Annotated in this window: 21 protein-coding genes and 1 tRNA gene; 6 read left to right on the top strand and 16 right to left on the bottom strand. The window is 70.8% G+C overall.

Annotation, left to right across the window (positions count from 1 at the left end; translation table 11 throughout):
• Positions 1-124 precede the first annotated feature (124 nt).
• Together DW296_RS10550 and DW296_RS10555 are read left to right on the top strand one after the other, a co-directional pair.
• Positions 125-622 carry a hypothetical protein gene (locus DW296_RS10550; RefSeq protein WP_136052191.1) on the top strand — a complete coding sequence of 166 codons (498 nt, stop codon included), beginning with the start codon at positions 125-127 and terminating at the stop codon, positions 620-622.
• Between the two features lie 2 nt (positions 623-624).
• Entirely contained in the window at positions 625-1,629 is a 1,005-nt protein-coding gene (locus DW296_RS10555) for a hypothetical protein (protein ID WP_136052192.1), read from the top strand.
• On the opposite strand, the gene DW296_RS10560 is transcribed toward DW296_RS10555, so the two are convergent.
• The 3 genes from DW296_RS10560 to DW296_RS10570 all read right to left on the bottom strand — a co-directional run bounded on the left by DW296_RS10560 (position 1,595) and on the right by DW296_RS10570 (position 4,601).
• On the bottom strand, positions 1,595-2,608 hold the full coding sequence (locus DW296_RS10560; RefSeq protein ID WP_136052193.1) for a DNA topoisomerase IB: 1,014 nt from the start codon (positions 2,606-2,608) through the stop codon (positions 1,595-1,597). The two genes, DW296_RS10555 and DW296_RS10560, sit on opposite strands and share 35 nt — an antisense overlap.
• Positions 2,609-2,681: 73 nt before the next feature.
• A complete protein-coding gene (locus DW296_RS10565) occupies positions 2,682-3,188 on the bottom strand; it encodes a hypothetical protein (RefSeq protein WP_136052194.1) in 507 nt (168 codons plus the stop codon).
• 9 nt (positions 3,189-3,197) lie between these two features.
• Positions 3,198-4,601 (bottom strand): MFS transporter, encoded by a 1,404-nt coding sequence (locus DW296_RS10570; RefSeq protein ID WP_446724139.1) that lies wholly within the window; start codon positions 4,599-4,601, stop codon positions 3,198-3,200.
• Between DW296_RS10570 and DW296_RS10575 the strand changes: the two genes are divergently transcribed.
• Positions 4,560-5,351: a hypothetical protein gene (locus tag DW296_RS10575; RefSeq protein WP_136052195.1), complete on the top strand. Its 792-nt coding sequence runs from the start codon at positions 4,560-4,562 to the stop codon at positions 5,349-5,351. The genes DW296_RS10570 and DW296_RS10575 overlap by 42 nt on opposite strands.
• 89 nt (positions 5,352-5,440) lie before the next feature.
• Positions 5,441-6,292, top strand: coding sequence for a class II glutamine amidotransferase (locus DW296_RS10580; protein ID WP_136052196.1), 852 nt, complete (start codon positions 5,441-5,443; stop codon positions 6,290-6,292).
• 62 nt (positions 6,293-6,354) lie between these two features.
• Here the strand turns inward: DW296_RS10580 and DW296_RS10585 are convergent.
• The 9 genes from DW296_RS10585 to DW296_RS10625 form a co-directional block, all read right to left on the bottom strand.
• A tRNA-Gln gene (locus tag DW296_RS10585) sits at positions 6,355-6,426 on the bottom strand.
• 100 nt (positions 6,427-6,526) lie between these two features.
• The gene (gltX, locus tag DW296_RS10590) at positions 6,527-8,032 is read right to left on the bottom strand and encodes a glutamate--tRNA ligase (RefSeq protein WP_136052197.1); all 1,506 of its coding nucleotides are present in this window, start codon (positions 8,030-8,032) and stop codon (positions 6,527-6,529) included.
• A gap of 29 nt (positions 8,033-8,061) precedes the next feature.
• Complete coding sequence (locus tag DW296_RS10595; protein ID WP_136052198.1) at positions 8,062-8,826, bottom strand: class I SAM-dependent methyltransferase; 765 nt, start codon at positions 8,824-8,826, stop codon at positions 8,062-8,064.
• Positions 8,823-10,082: an MFS transporter gene (locus tag DW296_RS10600; protein WP_136052199.1), complete on the bottom strand. Its 1,260-nt coding sequence runs from the start codon at positions 10,080-10,082 to the stop codon at positions 8,823-8,825. Before DW296_RS10600 ends, DW296_RS10595 begins: the two co-directional genes overlap by 4 nt.
• Positions 10,079-10,858, bottom strand: a complete 780-nt coding sequence (locus tag DW296_RS10605) for a fumarylacetoacetate hydrolase family protein (RefSeq protein WP_136052200.1) — start codon at positions 10,856-10,858, stop codon at positions 10,079-10,081. The genes DW296_RS10600 and DW296_RS10605 overlap by 4 nt, the downstream gene beginning before the upstream one ends.
• Positions 10,859-10,973: 115 nt before the next feature.
• Positions 10,974-11,954, bottom strand: coding sequence for a hypothetical protein (locus DW296_RS10610; protein WP_136052201.1), 981 nt, complete (start codon positions 11,952-11,954; stop codon positions 10,974-10,976).
• Positions 11,955-12,144: 190 nt separating this feature from the next.
• Complete coding sequence (locus DW296_RS10615; RefSeq protein WP_136052202.1) at positions 12,145-13,245, bottom strand: branched-chain amino acid aminotransferase; 1,101 nt, start codon at positions 13,243-13,245, stop codon at positions 12,145-12,147.
• 62 nt (positions 13,246-13,307) lie between these two features.
• Entirely contained in the window at positions 13,308-14,351 is a 1,044-nt protein-coding gene (locus DW296_RS10620; protein WP_136052203.1) for a 3-isopropylmalate dehydrogenase, read from the bottom strand.
• An 82-nt stretch (positions 14,352-14,433) separates the two neighbouring features.
• A complete protein-coding gene (locus DW296_RS10625) occupies positions 14,434-15,969 on the bottom strand; it encodes an MFS transporter (protein WP_136052204.1) in 1,536 nt (511 codons plus the stop codon).
• A gap of 96 nt (positions 15,970-16,065) precedes the next feature.
• Here DW296_RS10625 and DW296_RS10630 point away from each other — a divergent pair, with 96 nt between their 5' ends.
• Positions 16,066-16,608 carry a TetR/AcrR family transcriptional regulator gene (locus DW296_RS10630; RefSeq protein ID WP_136052205.1) on the top strand — a complete coding sequence of 181 codons (543 nt, stop codon included), beginning with the start codon at positions 16,066-16,068 and terminating at the stop codon, positions 16,606-16,608.
• A gap of 73 nt (positions 16,609-16,681) precedes the next feature.
• Here the strand turns inward: DW296_RS10630 and serA are convergent, their stop codons facing one another.
• The 3 genes from serA to DW296_RS10645 all read right to left on the bottom strand — a co-directional run bounded on the left by serA (position 16,682) and on the right by DW296_RS10645 (position 19,220).
• Positions 16,682-18,286: a phosphoglycerate dehydrogenase gene (gene serA, locus DW296_RS10635; RefSeq protein WP_136052206.1), complete on the bottom strand. Its 1,605-nt coding sequence runs from the start codon at positions 18,284-18,286 to the stop codon at positions 16,682-16,684.
• A gap of 131 nt (positions 18,287-18,417) precedes the next feature.
• On the bottom strand, positions 18,418-18,753 hold the full coding sequence (locus tag DW296_RS10640) for a hypothetical protein (RefSeq protein WP_136052207.1): 336 nt from the start codon (positions 18,751-18,753) through the stop codon (positions 18,418-18,420).
• Positions 18,750-19,220, bottom strand: a complete 471-nt coding sequence (locus DW296_RS10645) for a hypothetical protein (protein WP_168429019.1) — start codon at positions 19,218-19,220, stop codon at positions 18,750-18,752. Before DW296_RS10645 ends, DW296_RS10640 begins: the two co-directional genes overlap by 4 nt.
• 83 nt (positions 19,221-19,303) lie before the next feature.
• Here DW296_RS10645 and DW296_RS10650 point away from each other — a divergent pair, with 83 nt between their 5' ends.
• Complete coding sequence (locus DW296_RS10650) at positions 19,304-20,254, top strand: hypothetical protein (RefSeq protein ID WP_136052209.1); 951 nt, start codon at positions 19,304-19,306, stop codon at positions 20,252-20,254.
• Positions 20,255-20,256: 2 nt separating this feature from the next.
• Here DW296_RS10650 and DW296_RS10655 read toward each other — a convergent pair whose 3' ends face one another.
• Complete coding sequence (locus DW296_RS10655; protein WP_136052210.1) at positions 20,257-20,919, bottom strand: GntR family transcriptional regulator; 663 nt, start codon at positions 20,917-20,919, stop codon at positions 20,257-20,259.
• Positions 20,920-20,958 lie beyond the last annotated feature (39 nt).

The raw sequence follows: 20,958 nt of genomic DNA on the forward strand, positions 1-20,958 counted from the left end.
GAGCCTAAGGCAGCCGTCCGGCGGGCGGTCGTTCGGAGTCGTTCGGGCTTCCCCGCCGGTCCGGCAGCCCTCCCTACTCTCGATTCCGGAGCGAGCCCCGCCCCGGACCAAGGAGAGACAGGCCATGACCACACGCGCATCGATCGCCGCGAAGCTCGACGACTTCGCCTTCCAGAAGGTGAACTTCGGCGGCTTCCTGATGAACAAGCGCGCCAAGAACTCCCATGCCCTCTGGACCCGCGCCTCCGACAAGGGCGTGACGGAGCTCTCGATCCTCACCTCGCGCGACTTCGGCGAAGGCAACGTGTACGACGTCGCCGCGTTCACGCTCGACGGCGACGTGCCGGAGCAGACGCTCGCCGAGATGCGGACGCAGGCCGACCGCCTCGCCGACAGCATCAATCTGCGCGAGCACGGCTACGTGTACACGTGCCTGGAGCCGTGGGACGGCGGCGGTTCGATCTGGATCTCGAAGAAACCCGAGTTCCGCGCGCTGAGCCGGGTCGAGGACGGCATCCACGTCATCCCGATCCAGCGCCTGAGCGGTCTGGGCGAGCCGCGCTGGCTGGCGTGGGCCCGCGATGCCGGACAGCTCCACATCGCGATCGTCTACAAGCCCTGACGGTGACGCCGCACGACCACACCGGATCGACGGGCGCATCGGGGGGCGCGCGCGCCGTCCTCCTCCTCGCCGGGCTGTCCGTCGCCTACCTAGGCATCGCCGCGGTCGTCGCCCTGTACCTCCTCCCGGTCGGATTCGGCCTGCACGGGACAATGCTGCTCGCCGCCCAGCTCGCGGTGATCCTGGGCGGCGCCCTGCTCGTCGGCACCATCGCCGCTCGCATCCGCCGCCATCAGCGGCAGCGTGCGGCACTGATCGAGCTCGCCGAGGCTTACGGTTGGTGCTATCGACCCGACGTCGGCGATCATCTGTGGGGAGGTTCGATCGACGAGCAGATCGACCGCGGGAATCGCACGGCCACGGATCTCCTCGATGCGCGCGACGCCGAGATCCCGTTCGACTCCGTCGAGCGCACGTTCGTCACCGGTGACGGCGAGGGATCGACCATGCACACCGTCCGCGCGGTGCGGATCCCGTTGCCGAGCGAGGTGCCGCGCATCGCGTTGCGGTCGCGCCGGGGCGCCGGAGCCCTGAGTCTCCTGCCGCGTCGTCCCCGCGGACGGACGGAGCTGCGCCTCGAGGGGAACTTCAGCGACGTGTTCGAGGTCTCCGTGCCTGCGGGCTCCGAGACCGCGGCGCTCTACGTGCTGACCCCCGACCTGATGGCCGTGCTCCTCGACGCCAGCGCCGACCTCGATCTCGAACTCGTCGACAGCACCCTGCACGTGTACTTCCCCGCGCTCGATCTCACCCGTCCCGCAGAACTCAGCCGGTTCCTCACGGCGATCGCGGTGCTGCACGAACGGTTCGGACGGCGCACCCTGCTCTACCGCGACGAGGCCGCCGAACCCCTGGATCCGGAGGCGGTGCGCCGCGCCGGCGAAACACTGGCGCCCCGGGCCCGACAGCTCGAGACCCGGACCCGCGGGGTGCCGGTGCTCGCCGCGGTCCTCACACCGCTCGTGCCCCTCGTCATCGCCGCCGTGTGGCTGTTCCTCGCCGGTTGACCTTGCGCGACGTCTCCGGTCCGCCCAGCAGTCGCCGGATCGCCGTCTCCGGGGTCACGTCGAGCTCGAGCGTCCGCCCCCGACCGTACTGCCGGAACACGCGGGGATCGATGTAGCTGTTGCGGGCGACCGCGGTCGTGTTGCCGAGGGCGGTCGCCGCCGCCTGCACCGCGAGGCGTTCGGCCTGGTTCCGCTGACCACGGCGGTCGAGGGCTCCGATGCGGGCGAGGGCGTCCGCCGCGATGATCGTGCCGTGCAGTGTCCGGAAGTCCTTGGCGGAGAAGCTGGCACCCAGCACGTCCTTGAGGTACGTGTTGACCTCGGCAGGCGTGATCTTCACCCGCCGCCGGCCTTTCCGGTACGCCAGGAGGAAGGCGGTCGAGGCGCCGCTCGCGAAGTCGGTGAGGGCTTCGGCGAGGGATTCGTCGGTGATCTCGATCGCGGCGGTCTGTCCGCTCTTCGCCGGGAAGGAGAGGGCGACGTCGCCGCCGTCGATGCGGACGTCGCGGCGGCGGAGCGTGGTCAGGCCCCGGCTGCCGTGGCGCGCCAGGTAGCGTTCCGAACCGATCCGCAGGGCGGCGTCGTCGAGGAGGCGGAAGGCGATCGCGAGGGCGCGCTCCTTCGTCTGCCCGTCCTCCTTGAGCGCCTTGGTGACCTGCGCCCGGGCGCTGGGCAGAGCTGCGGCGAGATCCAGCGCACGGACGAACTTGCGACGGTCACGGGAGACCCGCCAGAGCGGGTGGTAGAGGTACTGCTTGCGCCCGGCCGTGTCGATCCCCACGGCCTGGATGTGCGCGAGCGGGTCGGCCGCGATCCACACGTCCTGCCACGCCGGTGGGATCACCAGATCGCTGATGCGTTCGCGATCCGCCTCGGGCGCCGGCTCCCCCGTCGGATCGACGTACCGGAATCCCGAGCTCGTCCGCTTCCGTGTGAAGCCCGGGTCCTGACCGGGTACCACTCGCACCAGTCGCGCCATGCGTCTCTCCTCCCGCCGTGCAGCTCCTCCGAGTGTGGAGCGACCGGGGCCTCGGCGGGAAGGGAGTGGCGTCTCACCCCGCCGGCGTGCTATCCGCGTCGGCGTCCTTCGCGAAGACCGCTCGCATGTGGTCGCTGGTGAGGAAGTCCGCGATGCCGATCATGATCAGGCTGAAGACGATCTGCTCGGTGACCATCCAGACGGGATAGAGGCCGGGGATCGCCGCCATGACGAGGGTGATGACCGGGAAGATCTGCGCGAACAGTCGCAGCCGGAGGTAGGCCCAGCGCCATCCTCGACGCGCGCGCCACGCGAAGTAGAACAGCGTCGCCGTCATCGCCAGCACCACGAGAGTGCGCATCCACACGGCGAAGGGCACGCTGTCGCCGTCGGCGGCGAGCACCAGGGCGACCACCACGGCGCCCACCCCGAGCACCAGCTCGGCGACGAGCAGCCAGAGGATCCAGGCGAAGGCGCGGACGGTCCGCGGATGGGTGCGACCGGCGTCGCTGATCAGCACGCCGGCCTGCCGCCCACCCGCGATCCGGTCGAGGCGGAGGAAGAGCGGTTCGAGGGCCATGCTCGGAGCCTAGACCGGCGGCGTCCGTTCGACCTCGTCCGTTCGATGGACCTCGGCGCTGCTGCCGTTGGCCGCTGCCGGGAGCACCCGCTCCAGCACCACCGCCAGCACGCCGACGGCGAGGCTGCCCGCGACCATGACCGCGATGAACCAGCCGCTGACGCCGACGCCGAGGAGCACCCCCGCGACGAGCGGGCCGAGGATGGCACCGCCCTGGAAGGCTGCGGAGTTGAGGGCGTTGTAGCGCCCGCGGGTGCGGTCCGTCGCGAGATCGTTGTAGATGGCCGGGATCGTCGGCTGCATCATCGTCTCGCCGAACGCGAACACGCCCATGAACGCGATCACGGCGATCGCGGCCGTGACCGAGTCGGGAAGCAGGCCCGCGGCGCCGAGCATGACCCAGGAGACGGCCCAGATGAGCGCCATGACCTGCATGACCCTAGTGCGCCGGCGTCCGGTGATGAGCCGGAGGACGGCGAACTGCAGCAGCACGATGACGGCCGTGTTCACCGCGAAGGAGATGCCGACGACGGCGGTCGACACCTGGGCGATCTGACGGGCGTAGGCGGGGAAGCCCGCCTCGATCTGTCCGTAGCCGATGAAGACGGAGAAGAAGGTCAGCAGCGTCATCCACAGCACCGCAGGGCGGCGGAGGATCTCCCGGTAGCCGCCCTCGGTGGTCACCGCGGGGTCCGGGTCCGCCTGGGTGCGCACGTGCCGGAGCGGGCCGAGGAGCAGAGCGAGCGGGATGAGGCTCGTGGCCGCGTCGATGAGGAAGATCGTGGTGAAGGTCGACGGCTCCGTCACGTCGACGAAGAAGCCGCCGATGATCCCGCCCACGCCGATGCCGAGGTTGACGAGGGCGAAGTTCACGCCGAAGTACTGCTGACGGACCTCGCCGTCGACCACCGAGGCGATGAGGGCGTTGAAGCCGGGCCAGGACACCCCGAAGTTGATCCCGATGAGCACGACCGCGACGGTCGCGACGGCGGGATGCGTGGCGTATGCGAGGAGCGTGCACCCCGCGATCATCGCGAGCAATCCCACGATCAGCACGCGCCGGGCGCCGAAGCGATCGATGAGTGTGCCCCCGGGACCCGTGACGACGAGCCCCGTGATCGCGATGAGGCTCATGAGCGCTCCGGAGAACCCGAGGTCGAAGCCGCGGACCTCGTGGAGGTAGATGATCGTGAACGGCAGCGTCATCCCCCGCCCGAGGGTCTGGATCGCCACGGTCGACAGCAGCCAGCGCCCCTCGGTGGGCAACGCGTTCCAGAAGGACTTCATACCGATCACCTCGTCATTGTTCCAGGAGCCGGGGACATCGGATGACCGCCGGGGTCTCGGGGAGGAAGCCGATATTCTGCGAGCATGCCCGTGTCGTTCGAAGAATTCCGCTCCGCCCTCCCCCATGCACCGGCCCGTGACGCGTGGGGCCTCGTGCTCACCGACGCCGAGGCGCAGCAGGTCGCCGCGGACGAGCAGGCGAGCCGAGCCTGGTACGACTACTGGCTCGCGACCACGGCGTCGGCCGCGCCCGCCCCCGCGGCGGCACCGCTCGGGGGACACGAGCTTCCCGTCGCCTCCGCGCCGGGATTCGCCGCAGCGCCACCGCCGGCACCCGCCGCCGCCCCGTGGACCCCCGCGCCCGCGGAGGGCCCGGAGCGGAAGAACCGGGTGGGACTCTGGGTGACGCTGGGCATCGTGGGCGCGCTGCTCCTGATCGCCGCGATCGTGACGGTGGTCGCCCTCACGACCGCACGCCACTGGACCAAGATCGACGTGCCGGAGAAGCCCGAGACCTTCCACAGTGAAGAGTACGAGACCGGCAAGTACCTCGTCGCCGACGACGGCGTGAGCCCGTGCGCGGTGGACCAGGACTGGACGGACTGCATCGGCCTGATGGAGGCCGAGTACGCGGGAGCATGCGCCGGGGTCGACCTGGTCCCCGCCGCCGCCGACCTGTGCGCGCAGCACCGCGCCGAGATCGACCGGATGATCGCCGAGGACGCGGACGGGATGTACGTGGCCTCCCTCGGCGACTTCGGACACCTCACCCGGACGCCCGAGACGGCGACGCGCCAGGTCTCGAACGACGATGCCGAGCCGGCCGTCGCGCACGAGGCCGTGTGCTACCTCGGGTTCCTCGGGGAGTGCGAGTAGCCGGTCCCCCATCCGCGGGTCTCGCCGGGGAGGCCGACCGAGCGTATCGTCGGGCACAGACGTGATCGGGTCGGGGACGAGGTGTCGACATGTGTCGGTGGCTGGCGTACGTGGGAGAACCGCTGCACCCGTCGGAGGTGATCCTCGACGCGCGACACTCCCTCGTGGCGCAGTCCCTGGACTCGCCCCTCGGCGCGGAGACCGTGAACGGGGACGGGTTCGGCCTCGGCTGGTATCCGGCGTCGAACGGTGACGACTCTGGGCAGCCTCCGACGCCCGCACTGTTCCGCAGCATGGAGCCCGCCTGGAACGATCTGAACCTGCGCGAGATCTCCCGCACGATCCGGAGCCCGCTGTTCTTCAGCCACGTGAGAGCCGCTGCGGGCCCGCCGGTCCAGCAGACCAACTGCCACCCGTTCCGGCACGCGAACTGGCTCTTCATGCACAATGGCGGCTTGGCGGACTTCGTGACCGTGAAACGCGACCTCATCCTTGCCGTCGATCCCTCCCTCTACCCCGAGATCCAGGGAACCACCGACTCTGAGGTACTGTTCCACCTCGCCCTGACCCTCGGCCTCCAGGACGATCCGATCGCGGGGATGCGGGCGGCCATCCGCGAGGCCGAGCGCGTGGGGCGCGAGCATGGCGTCCACTTCCCGGTCCAGGGAACCTTCGCGGTGTCCGACGGCACCACCATCTGGGCGTTCCGGTACTCGACGGCTGGGCGCTCCCGCTCCCTCTTCCACTCCACCGACATCGAGACTCTTCGCCGGATGTACCCCGATGCCGAACGGCTCCGCGTCTTCGGCCGCCGGGCGCACGTGATCGTGTCCGAGCCGCTGAACGATCTGCCGGGCGCATTCCTCGAGGTCCCCGAATCGACGGTGTCGATCCTGGACGAGACGGGTTATCGGTACGAGCCCTTCCTCGAAGCTGCGTGAGAACTGAGGCCACCGTGCCGGAGAACGACAAAACCCCCGCCGGAGCGGGGGTTTTCGAAGTGCTGGGGTACCTGGACTCGAACCAAGAACAACTGAACCAGAATCAGCCGTGTTGCCAATTACACCATACCCCAAGGGCGAAACCGGAGCCTCGCACCGAGAGTCAAGCTTACCCGAGCGGCGACCGATCACCAAAACCACCGGTGCCGTGTCGCCGCTCGGGCGCGTCGCGGATCAGTTCGCGAGGAACGCGGAGAGCGCGCGCAGGCGGCGCAGCGACTCGTCCTTGCCCAGCAGCTCCATCGACTCGAACAGCGGCGGCGAGACCCGGCGGCCGGTGATGGCCACACGCGGCGGCCCGTAGGCCACGCGCGGCTTCAGCTCGAGGTTCTCCACGAGCGCCGTCGACAGCGCCTCCTGGATCTTCTCCGGGGTGAAGTCCGTGACCGGCTCCAGGGCGGTGACGCAGGCGTCCAGCACCTCGGCCGCGTTGGCCGGCAGCCCCTTGAGCGCATCCGCGTCGTACGACACCTCGTCGCGGAACAGGAAGCCGAGCATGCCCGGCACCTCGCCCAGCAGCTGCACGCGCTCCTGCACCAGCGGAGCCGCACGGAACGCCAGGACGAGCTGCTCATGGGTCGGCTCGTCGAAAAGGCCGGCCGCGGCGAGGTACGGCACCGTGCGCTCCGCGAAGTCCTTCACGTCGAGCATGCGGATGTGGTCGCCGTTGATCGACTCGGCCTTCTTCTGATCGAAGCGGGCCGGGTTGGGGTTCACGTTCTCGATGTCGAAGGCGGCGATGAACTCGTCGAGCGAGAAGACGTCGCGGTCCGGGCCGATCGACCAGCCCAGCAGCGCGAGGTAGTTCAGCAGGCCCTCGTGGATGAAGCCGCGCTCCCGGTGCAGGAATAGATCGGCCTGCGGGTCACGCTTGGAGAGCTTCTTGTTTCCGGTCTCCCCCAGCACGAGCGGCATGTGGGCGAACCGCGGCACGAACGTCGTCACACCCGCGTCGATGAGAGCGGCGTAGAGCGAGAGCTGGCGTGCGGTGGACGGCATGAGGTCTTCGCCGCGGAGCACGTGCGTGATGCCCATCAGCGCGTCGTCGACGGGGTTCACGAAGGTGTACAGCGGCACACCGTTGGGGCGCACGACGACGAAGTCCGGGAAGGAGCCCGCGGGGAAGGTGACCTCGCCGCGGATGAGGTCGACGTACGTGAGGTCCTCGTCCGGCACCCGCAGGCGGAGGGCGGGCTGCCGGCCCTCGGCGCGGAAGGCGGCCTTCTGCTCGTGCGTGAGGTCACGGTCGAAGTTGTCGTAGCCGAGCTGCTTCGCGCGGCCATTGGCCTCGTTGCGGGCGTCGATCTCCTCGGCCGTCGAGTAGCTCTCGTAGAGCGCGCCCGTCGCGAGGAGCTTGTCGATGACCTCGCGGTAGATGTCGTGGCGCTCCGACTGGCGGTAGGGGGCGTGCGGACCGCCGACCTCGACGCCCTCGTCCCAGTCGATCTTCAGCCACGTGAGCGCGTCGACGAGCTGGCGGAAGCTCTCCTCGCTGTCGCGGGCGGCGTCGGTGTCCTCGATGCGGAACACCATCTTCCCGCCGTTGTGACGGGCGTACGCCCAGTTGTACAGAGCCGTGCGGACCATGCCGACGTGCGGCAGCCCCGTCGGGGAGGGGCAGAAGCGGACGCGGACGTCGGCGCCGGCGGCGGTCGTGGTGAGGGGGTGCGGAGTAGCCATAGCCCTTCGATTCTACGGGTGCGGGCCGGTCAGCCCCGGCGCGAGACCGCCACGGCCGCGCGGTGCTCCAGGGGCAGCACCGCACCCACCCGATGCGCGGCGACCGTCTCCTCGAACCCTGCACGGAACCGGGATCGCTCGACAGAGGAGAGCCCCGCATACTGCGCCCCGGCGCCGGCCACACCGCCCTCGACCGAGACCCACAGGGCGTCCGGGTCGGCGTGCCAGGTCCAGGTGTGCTCGGTGACCGACACCTCCGGGAGTCCGGCGTCGACGAGCATGGCCGCGAAGCCGTCCGCCGTGCGATCGAAGTCCTCCTCGGCCGGAAGCCTCTCCCCCGCAGACGGCGGCAGCCCCGCGCGTTCGACGACCTCTGTCCAGAACCACGACGGGGAACGGGTCCAAGTCGTCGCGGCGACCGCTTCCCGTGCGACCCGCCCCAGCTCCCGGGCGGCGGTCCGCGGGGAGGAGACGTGGTTCAGCACGAAGTTCGCGACGACGGCGTCGACGGAACGGTCGTCGAAGGGCAGCGTCGGCAGGCCGCCGTCGATGATGCGCAGCGTCGGGTGCCGCCGGCGGGCGACGGCGCGCATGGTCGGCTCGGGTTCGCAGGCCGTGACGTTCCACCCCAGACCGGCGAAGCGGGCCGCGACGCCACCCTCCCCCGCCCCGACATCGAGGACGCTGCGACCCTCCGCTGGTCCGAGGGCTGTGGCGAGGACATCGACCGTGCCCGCGCACAGGGCGGCGTACGACGCGGCATAGGCTTCTCCGACGCCGTCCCAGGCCTTCATCGCGCGCTGCTCCGGGCGAGCGGCGACAGCGCGACGATCGCGAGGACGAGCACCGAGGCCGCGATGCCGAGTCCGGCGTACTGGAAGTTCGCCAGCACGACGCCGGCGAGGACCGACCCGGCGGCGGCCGACAGGCTCATCAGCGAGTCGCTGCGTCCCTGCCGCCGCGTGCGGACGTCGGGTGCCGAGGCCTCGGTGAGCAGGGCGGCGCCGGCGACCGTGGCGGCGCTCCACCCGAGGCCGAGCAGGATGAGCGCCACCATGACGCCCCACGCCTCGGTGCCCGCGAAGACGGCGAAGGCCAGGGCGCCGCCGAGCAGCACCTGCCCGAGCAGCACCACACGCAGCCGCCCCCAGCGGTCGGCCAGCACGCCGAACACCGGCGAGAGCGCGTACATGCCGCCGACATGCAGCGCGATGGTGATGCCGACGAGTGCTGAGACGTCGGCCGGGGTCGCCGCCGCACCGTGGGCGCCGTGCGCCATGTGGGACAGATGCACCGGAGTCATCGCCATGACCGACGCCATCACCACGTGCGACCCCGCGATCGCGAAGATCGCATAGCGCGCCACGCGCGGGCGATCAGCCACGACGGCGCTCGTCGTGGCGGCCGCCGCCTGCGCGAGTCGCTGCGCGGCGAGCAGCGGATCCGGGCGGAGGGCGACGAGGTAGAGCACGAGCGCCGCGCACTGCGCCACGAACGAGAAGACGTAGGAACCTGTCTGCGGGGGCATGCCGATCGCCTGCCCGACGGCCTCCCCCGGGCCGAGCAGCAGCGGCCCCGCCACGCCGCCGATCGTCGTGGACCACACGACGATCGAGAGGTCGCGCCCACGATGCTGCGGCGCCGCGAGGTCCGTCGCCGCGAACCGGGACTGCAGGTTGCCCGCGTTCCCCGCACCGATCAGCAGGATGCCGACGAGCAGGAGCGGGAAGACGCGCACGGATGCCGCGAGGATCACCACGGCGATGCCGATGAGGGCGAAGAGGTTGCCGAGGGTGAGGGCACGACGCCGTCCGAGGCGCGCGGCCATCCGGGCGAGCGGGATCGCGCAGACCGCGGCTCCCAGGGTCACCGACGCCGTCGCGAGCCCGGAGAGCGCGTCGCTGCCGGAGATGTCCGCGGCGAGCAGCGCACCGAGCGACACGGTGGCTCCGAACGCGATGCCGCCGAGCACCTGCCCCAGCGACAGCACGAGCACGGTGCGGCGCTGGACCGCCTGCTGCTGCGTCGCCGTGAGGGCGACCTCGGTCATGATGCGGGAGCGGCGTCGCGCGCGGTGTTGCGGAGGATGCCGAGTCCGGAGATCTCGACCTCGACTGTGTCGCCCGCCTCGAACGTGCCCACGCCGGCGGGGGTCCCCGTCATGATGACGTCGCCCGGAAGGAGCGTGAACACCGCGGAGGCGTACTCGATGATCGCGGCGACCGAGTGGATCATGTCGGTGAGCGGCGCATGCTGGCGGACCTCGCCGTTCACCCGCGTCTCGATCGTGGCCTGTGCGGGGTCGAAGTCCGTCTCGATCACAGGGCCGAGCGGGCAGAACGTGTCGAAGCCCTTCGCCCGCGACCACTGCCCGTCCTTGCGCTGCAGGTCGCGTGCCGTGACGTCGTTGCCGATGGTGTAGCCGAGCACGTGGTCGAGGGCGTTCTCCGCCTTCACGTTCTTGGCGATCCGCCCGATCACGACCACGAGCTCGCCCTCGTACTCCGTCCGCTCGGAGAGCGCGACGGGACGCACGATCGCGTCGTCGGGGCCGATCACGGCGGTGTTCGGCTTGAGGAACAGCAGCGGCTCCTCGGGGGCCACTCCCCCCATCTCGGCGGCGTGGTCGTGGTAGTTCTTCCCGACGCACACGACCTTGGAGCGCGGGATCACGGGCGCGAGCAGCGTGACCTCGGTCAGCGGGACGCGGGCTCCGGTGGTCTCGTACCCGGAGAACATCGGGTCCCCGGCCAGGACCACGAGCTCGCGGTCGTCGATGATCCCGTACATGATGGCGTCGTCGTGGCTGAACCGGGCGATCTTCATCCCTCCACCCTAGATCCCCTGCTCCCCTGTCGAGACCCCGCTTTCTCGTCGACACCCCGGCTCTCGTGCGCAGGCGAGGCGGGGTCTCGACGCGAGCCCGGGGCGTCGGCGGACCTCAGCCGGGTGGACGGACGCCGAACGCGGCGAGCCGTCGCCCGAGATCCTCGGGGGTGCGGATGTGGCAGGAGCCCCAGCGCACCACCCGCCACCCCGTGACCCCGCGGATCTCGTCCTCGCGGTGCTTCTCCCCCATCACCGCATCGGCCGCCGTGGGCGTCGTCCGCAGCTCCGCGTCCCGGTACTTGTCCTCCCCGTCGAACTCCCCGAAGGCCCGCGACCGCGGGAACCCGAAGTCGGCGAAGTACCGAGCACCGTCGGAGCCCACGAGGGGAACCTGCAGATCGATGTCCCGGAAGCCGAGTCGGTGGAGCTGGAGGCGACTCACGCTCTCGCCGGGGAGCTGGGCCCGTCCATCCGCGAAGGCTCCGATCCACCGCGCGCGCCGCACGCCCCGGAGCCCGGGCGCGCACAGCCCGTCGACCTCGGTCCGCCACGCGGCGACAGCCTCCTGGTCCACCTCGTGCCCGTCGACCGAGACCTGCCGCAGTGCCGCATCCCCTGCGGCGACGACGGCCTCCGGTCGCAGCAGCCGGGCGAGGTCGAACACCGTGCGGGCCAGCGACGTGCACCGGAGCCCGTGCCGCCGGACGACGTCGCCCTCGTCGAGCATCATCTGGTGCCGGACGACTCCGGCCTCGGTCCTGGTGTGCCGACGGCTGCGGATCGCGGTGTGCACGTCGTCCCGGATCGGCCCCACGAGCGGCAGCCCCCAGAGCGCGGCGGCGGAGAGGTGCGAGAACACCGGGCCCCCACCGGGACTTGCTCGACGGACGGCGCACACCCGCACGAGCTGCCGTCCCTCCGGCCACAGCTCGTCCCAGACCTCCGCGTCGACGTACGCCCCGCGGTGCACGCGCCGCAGCCTGCCGTGCGCGATCGCCGCCCCCAGCTCCCGCTCCGTGACCCCGGCGTCGAGGACCTCCTCCCGCGACCGCACGAGATCCCAGGCTTCGGAGAACGAGAGGCGCCGCGACATCCCCCCACTCTCCCCCGCCTCCTCCCCTCACCTCTCGTTCTCCACACCCCCCACTCCTCCTCCCCAACTCCCCCCGCATTGTGCAGGAACAGTCCCAGCGCGCGAGCCCCCGGGTACACGCCGAGACCCTGCCTTCCCTGCGTCGACACGGCGGGGTGTCGGCGGGAAGACGGGGTCTCGGGGAATCGGATCAGGCGTCGAGGCGGAGCAGCCAGCCGTGCTTGTCCTCGCGGCGCCCGTACTGGATGTCGGTGAGCTCCTCGCGGAGGGACAGCGCGAGCTCGCCCAGCGGCTGCGGCTCGTCGAAGCCCTCGCCCACGAGCGCGCCGATCGGGGTCACGACCGCGGCGGTGCCACAGGCGAACACCTCGACGATGTCGCCGGAGGCCACGCCCTCGCGCCACTCGTCGATCGAGATCGGACGCTTCTCGACCGTGTAGCCGCGGTCCTCGGCCAGCTGCAGCAGCGAGTCGCGCGTAATGCCCTCGAGGATGCTGTCCGACTCGGGGGTGACAACACGACCGTCCTTGAACACGTACACGACGTTCATGCCGCCGAGCTCCTCCACGTCGCGGTTCTCGTTGAGGAACACGACCTGGTCGCAGCCCTTCGCGCTGGCCTCGGCCTGCGGCAGGAGGCTGGAGGCGTAGTTGCCCCCCGTCTTCGCCTTGCCGGTGCCGCCGCGGCCCGCGCGGGCGTAGTCCTCGGAGAGCCAGATGCGCACCGGCTTCACGCCGCCACTGAAGTAGGCGCCGGCGGGGCTGGCGATCACGTAGTAGGCGACCTTCTGCGCGGCCCGCACGCCGAGGAAGGCCTCCTTGGCGAACATGAACGGTCGCAGGTACAGGCTCTGGTCGGCACCGGAGGGCACCCACCGACCGTCGACGGCGATGAGCTCGCGCAGCGACTGGATGAAGTACTCGGTCGGCAGCTCCGGCAGGGCCAGGCGGCGGGCGCTCGCCTGCAGGCGTGCGGCGTTGCGGTCGGGACGGAAGGTGTGGATCGAGCCGTCCGCGTGCCGGTAGGCCTTGATGCCCTCGAAGATCTCCTGCGCGTAGTGCAGCACGGACGCCGCCGGGTCGAGCGGGATCGGGCCGTAGGGCTGCACGCGCGGACGGTGCCAGCCGCCCTTGGCCGACCAGCAGATGTCGACCATGTGGTCGGTGAAGACGACCCCGAAACCGGGGTTCTCCAGCACTTCGGCGACGCGTGCCGGCGAGGCCGCGTTCAGGTTCTTCGTCACGGCGAACTCCAGGGGAGCCACGCTCGTCTCGGCGTCGATCGTCGTCATGTCGTCATCCAATCCTCGTGGGGTGGGCGCATCCTCGCGCCCTGTCAGCCTACGCCCGCCGTTCAGAGACGGGCAGTGATCGCGGAGCCGATCTCCGCGGTGGTGCGGGCACCGCTGCGGGCGGCGATGTCCGCCTCGACCGCGGCGCTCACACGCGCCGACTCGGCCGTCAGGCCGAGGTGGTCGAGCAGCAGCGCGATGGAGAGGATCGCGGCGGTCGGGTCGGCCTTCTGCTGACCCGCGATGTCCGGAGCCGAGCCGTGCACGGGCTCGAACATCGACGGGAAGGCGCCATCGGGGTTGATGTTCCCCGAGGCGGCGAGGCCGATGCCGCCCGTGACGGCGCCGGCAAGGTCGGTGAGGATGTCACCGAAGAGATTGTCCGTCACGATCACGTCGAAGCGCGAGGGATCGGTGACCAGGAAGATGGTGGCGGCGTCGACGTGCAGATAGTCGACGGCGACGTCGGGGTGCTCGGCGGCGACCTCGTTCACGATGCGCTGCCAGATGGCACCGGCGTGCACGAGGACGTTGGTCTTGTGCACGAGCGTGAGCTTCTGACGGCGGCGCTCGGCGAGGGCGAACGCGTAGCGGACGACCCGCTCGACGCCGAACGCCGTGTTCACGGACGTCTCGTTCGCGACCTCCTGCGGCGTCCCCTTACGGATCGCCCCGCCGTTGCCGACGTAGGGACCCTCCGTACCCTCGCGGACGACGACGAAGTCGATCTCCCCCGGGTCCGACAGCGGACCGGGAGCTCCGGTGAAGAGCTTCGAGGGGCGCAGGTTCACGTAGTGGTCGAGAGTGAACCGCAGCTTGAGCAGCAGTCCGCGCTCGATGTTCGCGTCCTTCAGCCGCGGGTCGCCAGGAGTGCCGCCGACGGCACCCAGGAGGATCGCGTCGTGTGCGGAGATCGCGGCGAGGTCGTCGTCGGTCAGCGTGTCGCCGGTCGCGAGGTACCGGTCGGCACCGAGCGAGAAGCGGGTCTTGTCGAACGTCACGTCGCTGTCGGCGGTGACGGCGTCGAGCACCTTCTCCGCCTCGGCGATGACCTCGGGACCGATGCCGTCACCCGGGATGACGGCCAGCTTCACGACACGCGACATGAGACTCCTTGCGCACTGCACGGGGGTGGACCGGCCGCGGTGCGACCGCGGGTCGAACGGGCCGGTCCCCCCAGCGTAGTGGTCAGTGCGTGGGTGCCTTGCGCAGTGTGACGGCCGCGATGACCGCGGCGACGACGACAAGGCCCGCCCCGATGAGCGAGGTCACGGTGACGCCGGAGCCGAACGCGTCGGCCGCCGCCTGCCACAGGGCGTCGCCGAGCGCGGCCGGGAGCTCATGGGCGGCGGTGTAGGCACCCGCCAGCGTCTCCTGCGCAGCGCGGGCCACCTCGGCCGGAAGCCCCTCGGGCAGCACCAGCGCGCCGCGGTAGAACGCGGTGATGATGCCGCCGAGGATCGCGGTCCCCAGCACGGCGCCGAGCTCGTACGCCGTCTCGGACACCGCGCTGGCGGCGCCGGCCTTCGCCGCGGGGGCGCTGGAGAGGATGAGTTCGTTCGAGATGGTCTCGGCCGCGCCGATGCCGATGCCGAGGACGACGAAGGCGAGGATGAGCGGAGCCACGCCGTGCTCGTGCGTCGTGAACGCGACGATGAGGTACCCCGCGACCGAGAACACCAGCGCCGCCGGGATGAGAACGTGCGGCGGCACCCGTCGCGAGATCGGCACCACCGTGAGTCCGGCGACGATCATCGCCGCCATCCCCGGCACGAGCGCGAGGCCCGCGACCATCGGCGAGAGCCCCAGCACGAGCTGCAGGTGCTGCGACACGAAGTACAGGAACCCGACGAGAGCCACCACGCTGAGCAGGTTCACCAGGATCGCCCCCGAGAACGAGCCACGACGGAACAGGGCCATGTCGAGCATCGGGGTGTCGGCGCGGAGCTGACGGCGCACGAACAGCGTCCCCATCACGAGCCCGAGCAGCGCCCATCCCCCGGCGTACAGCGACGGACCGTCGACCGCGAACGACTTGATCGCGTAGACGACCGGGATCATCGCGGCCATGGAGAGCACGATGCTGAGCGGGTCGATGCGGCCGGGGTTCGGGTCACGGCTCTCCGGCACGAGCAGCGGCGCGGCGATGAGCAGCGGGATGAGCACCGGCACGGCGATGAGGAACACCGAGCCCCACGCGAAGTGCTCGAGGAGGAAGCCGCCGACGATGGGGCCGAGCGCGGATCCGGCGGAGAACGCGGACGCCCAGACCGCGATGGCCATGCGGCGCTGGTCGCGGTTCTGGAAGATCGACCGGAGCAGCGACAGCGTCGACGGCATCAGCATGGCGCCGAAGAAGCCGAGCAGGGCACGGGCGGCGATGAGCAGGCCCGCGGTCGGCGCGAAGGCAGCCAGCGCGGAGACCACGGCGAATCCGGTGGCGCCGATGAGGAGCAGGCGGCGACGTCCGAAGCGGTCGCCGAGTGTGCCCATGGTCACCAGGAGTCCGGCGAGCACGAGCGGATAGACGTCGATGATCCAGAGCTGCTCGGCCCCGCTCGGCGCGAGCGAGATCGAGATCTCGGGCAGCGCGAAGCTCAGCACCGTGTTGTCCACCGACACCAGCAGCACCGGGAGCATGAGGACGACGAGCGCCGCCCATCCCCGAGCCCCGACGCGGGGAGCTTCCGTCTCTGTCGTCGGGATCGACGCAGTACGGGCCATGGAACACCTTTCCTTCCTGCGGACCGCTCGTTACTAAACCGTCCGGCTGGTATAGTAACAGATACCGCCCTCCCGATCCCGCTCAGAGGATGACCGATGCCCCGCCCTCCCCTCGCCCGTGAGAAGGTCCTCGATGCCTTCGAGGCGATCCTCATCGACGACGGCGAACGCGCCGCGACGCTCGAGGCCACGGCGAAGGCCGCCGGCGTGTCGAAGGGCGGCCTGCTCTATCACTTCCGCTCCAAGGACGACCTGGAGGCCGGGCTCCTAGAGCGCCTCGACCATCTGACCACACTCGATCTGGAGCGCATGCGCACCGCCGACGAGGGTCCCGTCGCGTACTACGTCCGGACCTCGGTGATGGAGGACGACGCCCTCGATCGGGCGCTCATCGCCACGACTCGGTTGGCCCAGGGCGGCTCGAGCGCCGCGTCCGACATGCTCCGCGAGACCCGGCGCCGCTGGGCGGAGACGATCCGTCCGCACGTCCGCGACACCGCCAGCCTCGACCTCGTGATGCTCGTGAGCGACGGCCTCTACTTCAACAACTCGCTCGACGTGCACGGGCCGGAGCGCCTGGTCCCGCGCAGCGACGAGCTCGCCGATCTCATCGCCCTCGTGCTGCGCGCCACCGCCTGACGCCGGACGAGGCCGCAGATACGGAGAAGGGCGGGAGCCTCGCGCTCCCGCCCTTCTCCCCCGCTCTGCGGTGTCAGACCTCGGTGATCTCGATCTGGCGGAAGAGGTCGGCGTCGATGGCGCCGCGCACGTCGTCCAGCAGCTCCTCGGACACGGGCGAGTCGAGCGTCAGCACGCTGAGCGCCTGGTCGCCCGCCGCGAGCCGGGAGATCTGCATGCCGGCGATGTTGATCCCGGCCTCGCCGAACTTCTGCCCGTAGACGGCCACGATGCCGGGGCGGTCGGTGTAGAGCATCACGACGTGGTGCTTCTCGATCGGCAGTTCCAGGGCGTGGTCGTTGATGCCGACGAGCTTCTCGGCCTGCTTCGGTCCGGTCAGGGTGCCAGACACCGAGAGCTGCGATCCGTCGGACAGCGCCCCGGTGAGGGTGATGACGTTCCGGTACTCCTCGCTCACGTCGTCCTTGAGCAGGCGCACCGCGATGCCGCGCTGCTCCGCCAGGAGGGGCGCGTTCACGTACGACACGGTCTCGCTCACGATGTTCGTGAAGACGCCCTTGAGGGCGGCGAGCTTCAGCACGCTCACGTCGTAGTCGTTGAGCTCGCCGTGCACCTCGACGTCGAGGCTCGTGAGCGGCGACGTGGCCAGCGCGGCGAAGATCTGGCCGAGCTTCTCCACGAGCGAGATGCCGGGACGCACGTACGGGTCGATGACGCCGCCCGCGACGTTGACCGCATCCGGCACGAGGTCGCCGCCGAGCGCGAGCCGCACCGAGCGCGCGACCGAGACGCCGGCCTTCTCCTGCGCCTCTTCCGTGCTCGCACCGAGGTGCGGGGTCACGACGACGTTCGGGAGGTCGAGCAGAGCGCGGGCGCTGCCGCCCTCCGCCGGGGGCTCGGTGGTGAAGACGTCCAGGCCGGCCCCGGCGATCTCACCGGCGACGAGCGCCTCGTGCAGCGCCTCCTCGTCGATGAGCCCACCGCGGGCGACGTTGACGACGAAGGCGGTCCGCTTCATGGCGGCGAACTGCTCGGCGCCGATCATGCCCGTCGTCTCCGGGGTCTTGGGCATGTGGATCGTGAGGAAGTCGGCTTCGGCGACGAGCTCGTCGAGCGAGAGGAGCTGCACGCCGAGCTGCTGGGCGCGCGCCGAGGTGACGTAGGGGTCGTACGCGACGACGCGCATGTCGAAGGCGGCGAGGCGAGCGGCGACGAGAGCGCCGATCCGGCCCAGTCCGACGATGCCGACGGTCTTCTCGAAGAGCTCGGCACCGGTGAAGGAGCTGCGCTTCCACTGGCCGGCGGACAGCGAGGCGTGCGCGGCCGGGATCCGGCGGGCGAGGCTGAGGATGTGGCCGACCGTGAGCTCGGCGGCGGAGACGATGTTCGACGTCGGGGCGTTGACGACCATGACGCCGGCCGCGGTCGCGGCCTTGATGTCGACGTTGTCGAGGCCGACACCGGCCCGCGCGACGACCTTGAGCTTCGGCGCGTGCGACAGCGCCTCCTCGTCGATGCGGGTCGCGGAGCGGATGAGCACCGCGTCCGACTCCGCGAGGGCGGCGAAGAGCGCCTCGCGATCGGTGCCGTCGACGTGGCGGACGTCGAAGTCGGGGCCGAGCGCCTCGATCGTGGCGGGAGAGAGTACTTCGGCGATGAGCACGACAGGCTTCGGCACAGTGGATCCTTCGGGGCAGCGCGACAGGCGGGAGGGGCCGATGCGCCGCACACCGTCGGGGGCGCGATCGCGACAACTCTACCGGAGCGCCGGGACCGCTCCGTGCCGTGTGACGGCGTGACGGATCCTGCTCAGGCGCTGGGCAGCGTCAGACTCAGCGCGAGCAGGCTCATCCAGAACACCGCGACGATCCCGAGTCCGGCGAGGAACGTCAGGGCGAACTCGCCCACCCGCCGCCGCCGGCCGATCGCGAAGGCGAACCCGAACACGATGACGGGGAACACCACGCCGAACAGGAGCGTCGCCCATCCGGTGCCGGTGAGGCCGGTCTGGGCCATGGTGATGAGGTGCGCGACCGCGTTCCACACCGCGTAGGCGTAGAAGAGCCCGGCGAGGGCGATGACGGTCCACACGAGCCAGCGCGGCGAGCCGGTCGCCACGGCGGTCGGCGACTTCGGAGCGGTCATGAACCGATCACCCCCACGGTCACGAACGGCCACGGCACGAGCAGCACGACGCCCGCCAGAAGCACGGCGGCGCGGATCCAGGAGGCCCGGCCCCGCGTCAGCACCCACGTCGCGAGGAACCACAGCGCGGGGGCGGCGATCGCCAGCACGAACCAGGGCAGGAACATGAAATCCGCGACGAGGAACGAGGCGAGCGGCTGCAGGCGGAGACCGCCCGCGATCCACCCCAGGGTGTAGAGCAGGTAGACGCCCCCGACGACCCCGACGAGGACCAGCATCGCGTTGCTGAGACCGGAAGGCGCCGCGGTCGTCTCATCCACCGACGCGGGTGCGGGCGCCGCGGGCGCGACGGCCTCGACCGGCGTCGGTTCCGGAGCGGGCGTGGTGCGCCGTGCGGCGTCCCGGGGGCGTCGCTCCGCGCTGTCGTCGCCCTCCCAGCTCAGGGCGTCGTCCGAATCGGATGTCATCTCTCCAGCGTAGGACACCGCGGCCACTAGGCTCGGGGATGCCTCGGCGGGGTCGCCGAGGACTTTCGGGGGAAAGGACAACCATGGCCGAGAACGAGCAGACGTCTTCCGCCGCGCCGCGTCGTCCCACGACCGGCGCCACGACCGGCGAGCCGCCCGCGGGCTGGACGCCGAGCCCGGAGGCCAAGGCCTCCGCGACGCGCTTCCGCATCATCGCCGCGGTCCTCTGGGCGCTCGCGATCGCGGGCGAGGCCGTGGGCATCTTCTGGCTCCTGCGCCAGCGCGAGTTCGTCGACGAGGGCGGCGCGCTGCTCCGCGATCCGGACACCGGCCTCCTGGAAGAGCAGGGAGCGACGGCGCAGTTCCCGCAGTGGGCGTTCATCGCCTTGCTCGTCCTGCTGGTCGTGATCGCCGCGCTGTCGATCATCGGCTCGATCCTGTGGAAGAAGGCCAACACCCTCGACCCGGCGCGGCGCGCGGACAAGACGCGGTTCTTCGTGCAGAACCAGCTCGGCGCGATCATCGCGGTCGTCGCCTTCCTCCCCCTCGTCGTCCTCATCTTCCTGAACAAGGACATGGACAAGGGGCAGAAGGCGACCGCCGGCATCGTCGGCATCGTCCTGGCCGTCCTCGCCGCGATCGTCGGGACGAGCTTCGCCCCGCCGTCCGTCGAGCAGTACACCGCGGACCAGTCCGCTGTGATCCAGCTCCTCGGAGCGGACGAGGTCGTGTGGGTCGATGGCGGCAAGGTCTATCACGTCTGCGATGAGGTGCCCGCGATCCAGACCGGCAGCGAGATCCGCACCGGCACCACGTCCGAGGCCATCGAGGCGGGGAAGATCCGGCTCACCCTGCAGTTCGCGTCCGAGCTGCGCACCTGCGGCCTGGCGGTGCCCGAGAACGCCGACGAGATCACCGAAGCCCTCCGCGCGATCCAGGCCGGCCGGGTCGACACGCCTCTGCCGGCTCCGGTGTGGGCCGACCCGATGGACGCACCCATCGAGATCCAGGACGCCCCCGCCGACAAAGGCTGACGTCAGGAGGCGCTCAGGGCCTCGACGAGACGGTCCTCCGCCGAGGCGAGGTGTGCACGCAGCACCGCGGCCGCGCGCTCCGCGTCGCCGGCGGCGACGGCCTCGAGCATCTCCGCGTGCTGCGCGGCGATGAGTTCCGCGTCGAGGAGACGCCGCCCCTGCACCTGCGCCATGCACAACCGCACCTCGTCCAGCACGCTCCGGTACATGCGACTGGTGCGCTCGCTGTCCAGCCCGTCGATGAGGGCCGTGTGGAAACGGAGGTCGGGGTCGACCGTCGCGGGATCGGGGCCCGGCGCCATCGCCTGCAGCTCGGCGTTCGCCGCCACAGCGGCCGCCGGCACGGCGGCGCTCTCCGCCAGTTCGCGCAGCGCCGCGCTCTCCAGCCGGATCCGCGTGCGGTAGACGTCGCGAACGGTCTCCGCCTCGATGCCGACCACGCGCGCCGTGCGATGCGCCGTCCGCACGAGCAGCCCGCTGGCCACCAGCTGCTCGATGGCCGCTTTCGCGCTGGGACGGGCGACGCCGTAGGCCTGGGAGACCGCCGCCTCGGTGAGCGGCTCCCCCGAGCGGATCTCGCCGGAGAGGATCCGGGTGCGCAGCTGTCCGGTCACGGCGTCGACCACGCCGACCACGCCGAGGGGGCGCTCCGCGATCGAGGTCATGCGGAACAGTCTAGTGAGGCGTCCGTCGTTCAGTACACT

It is taken from the genome of Microbacterium sp. K36, assembly GCF_004794355.1.
GTDB lineage: Bacteria > Actinomycetota > Actinomycetes > Actinomycetales > Microbacteriaceae > Microbacterium > Microbacterium paraoxydans_D.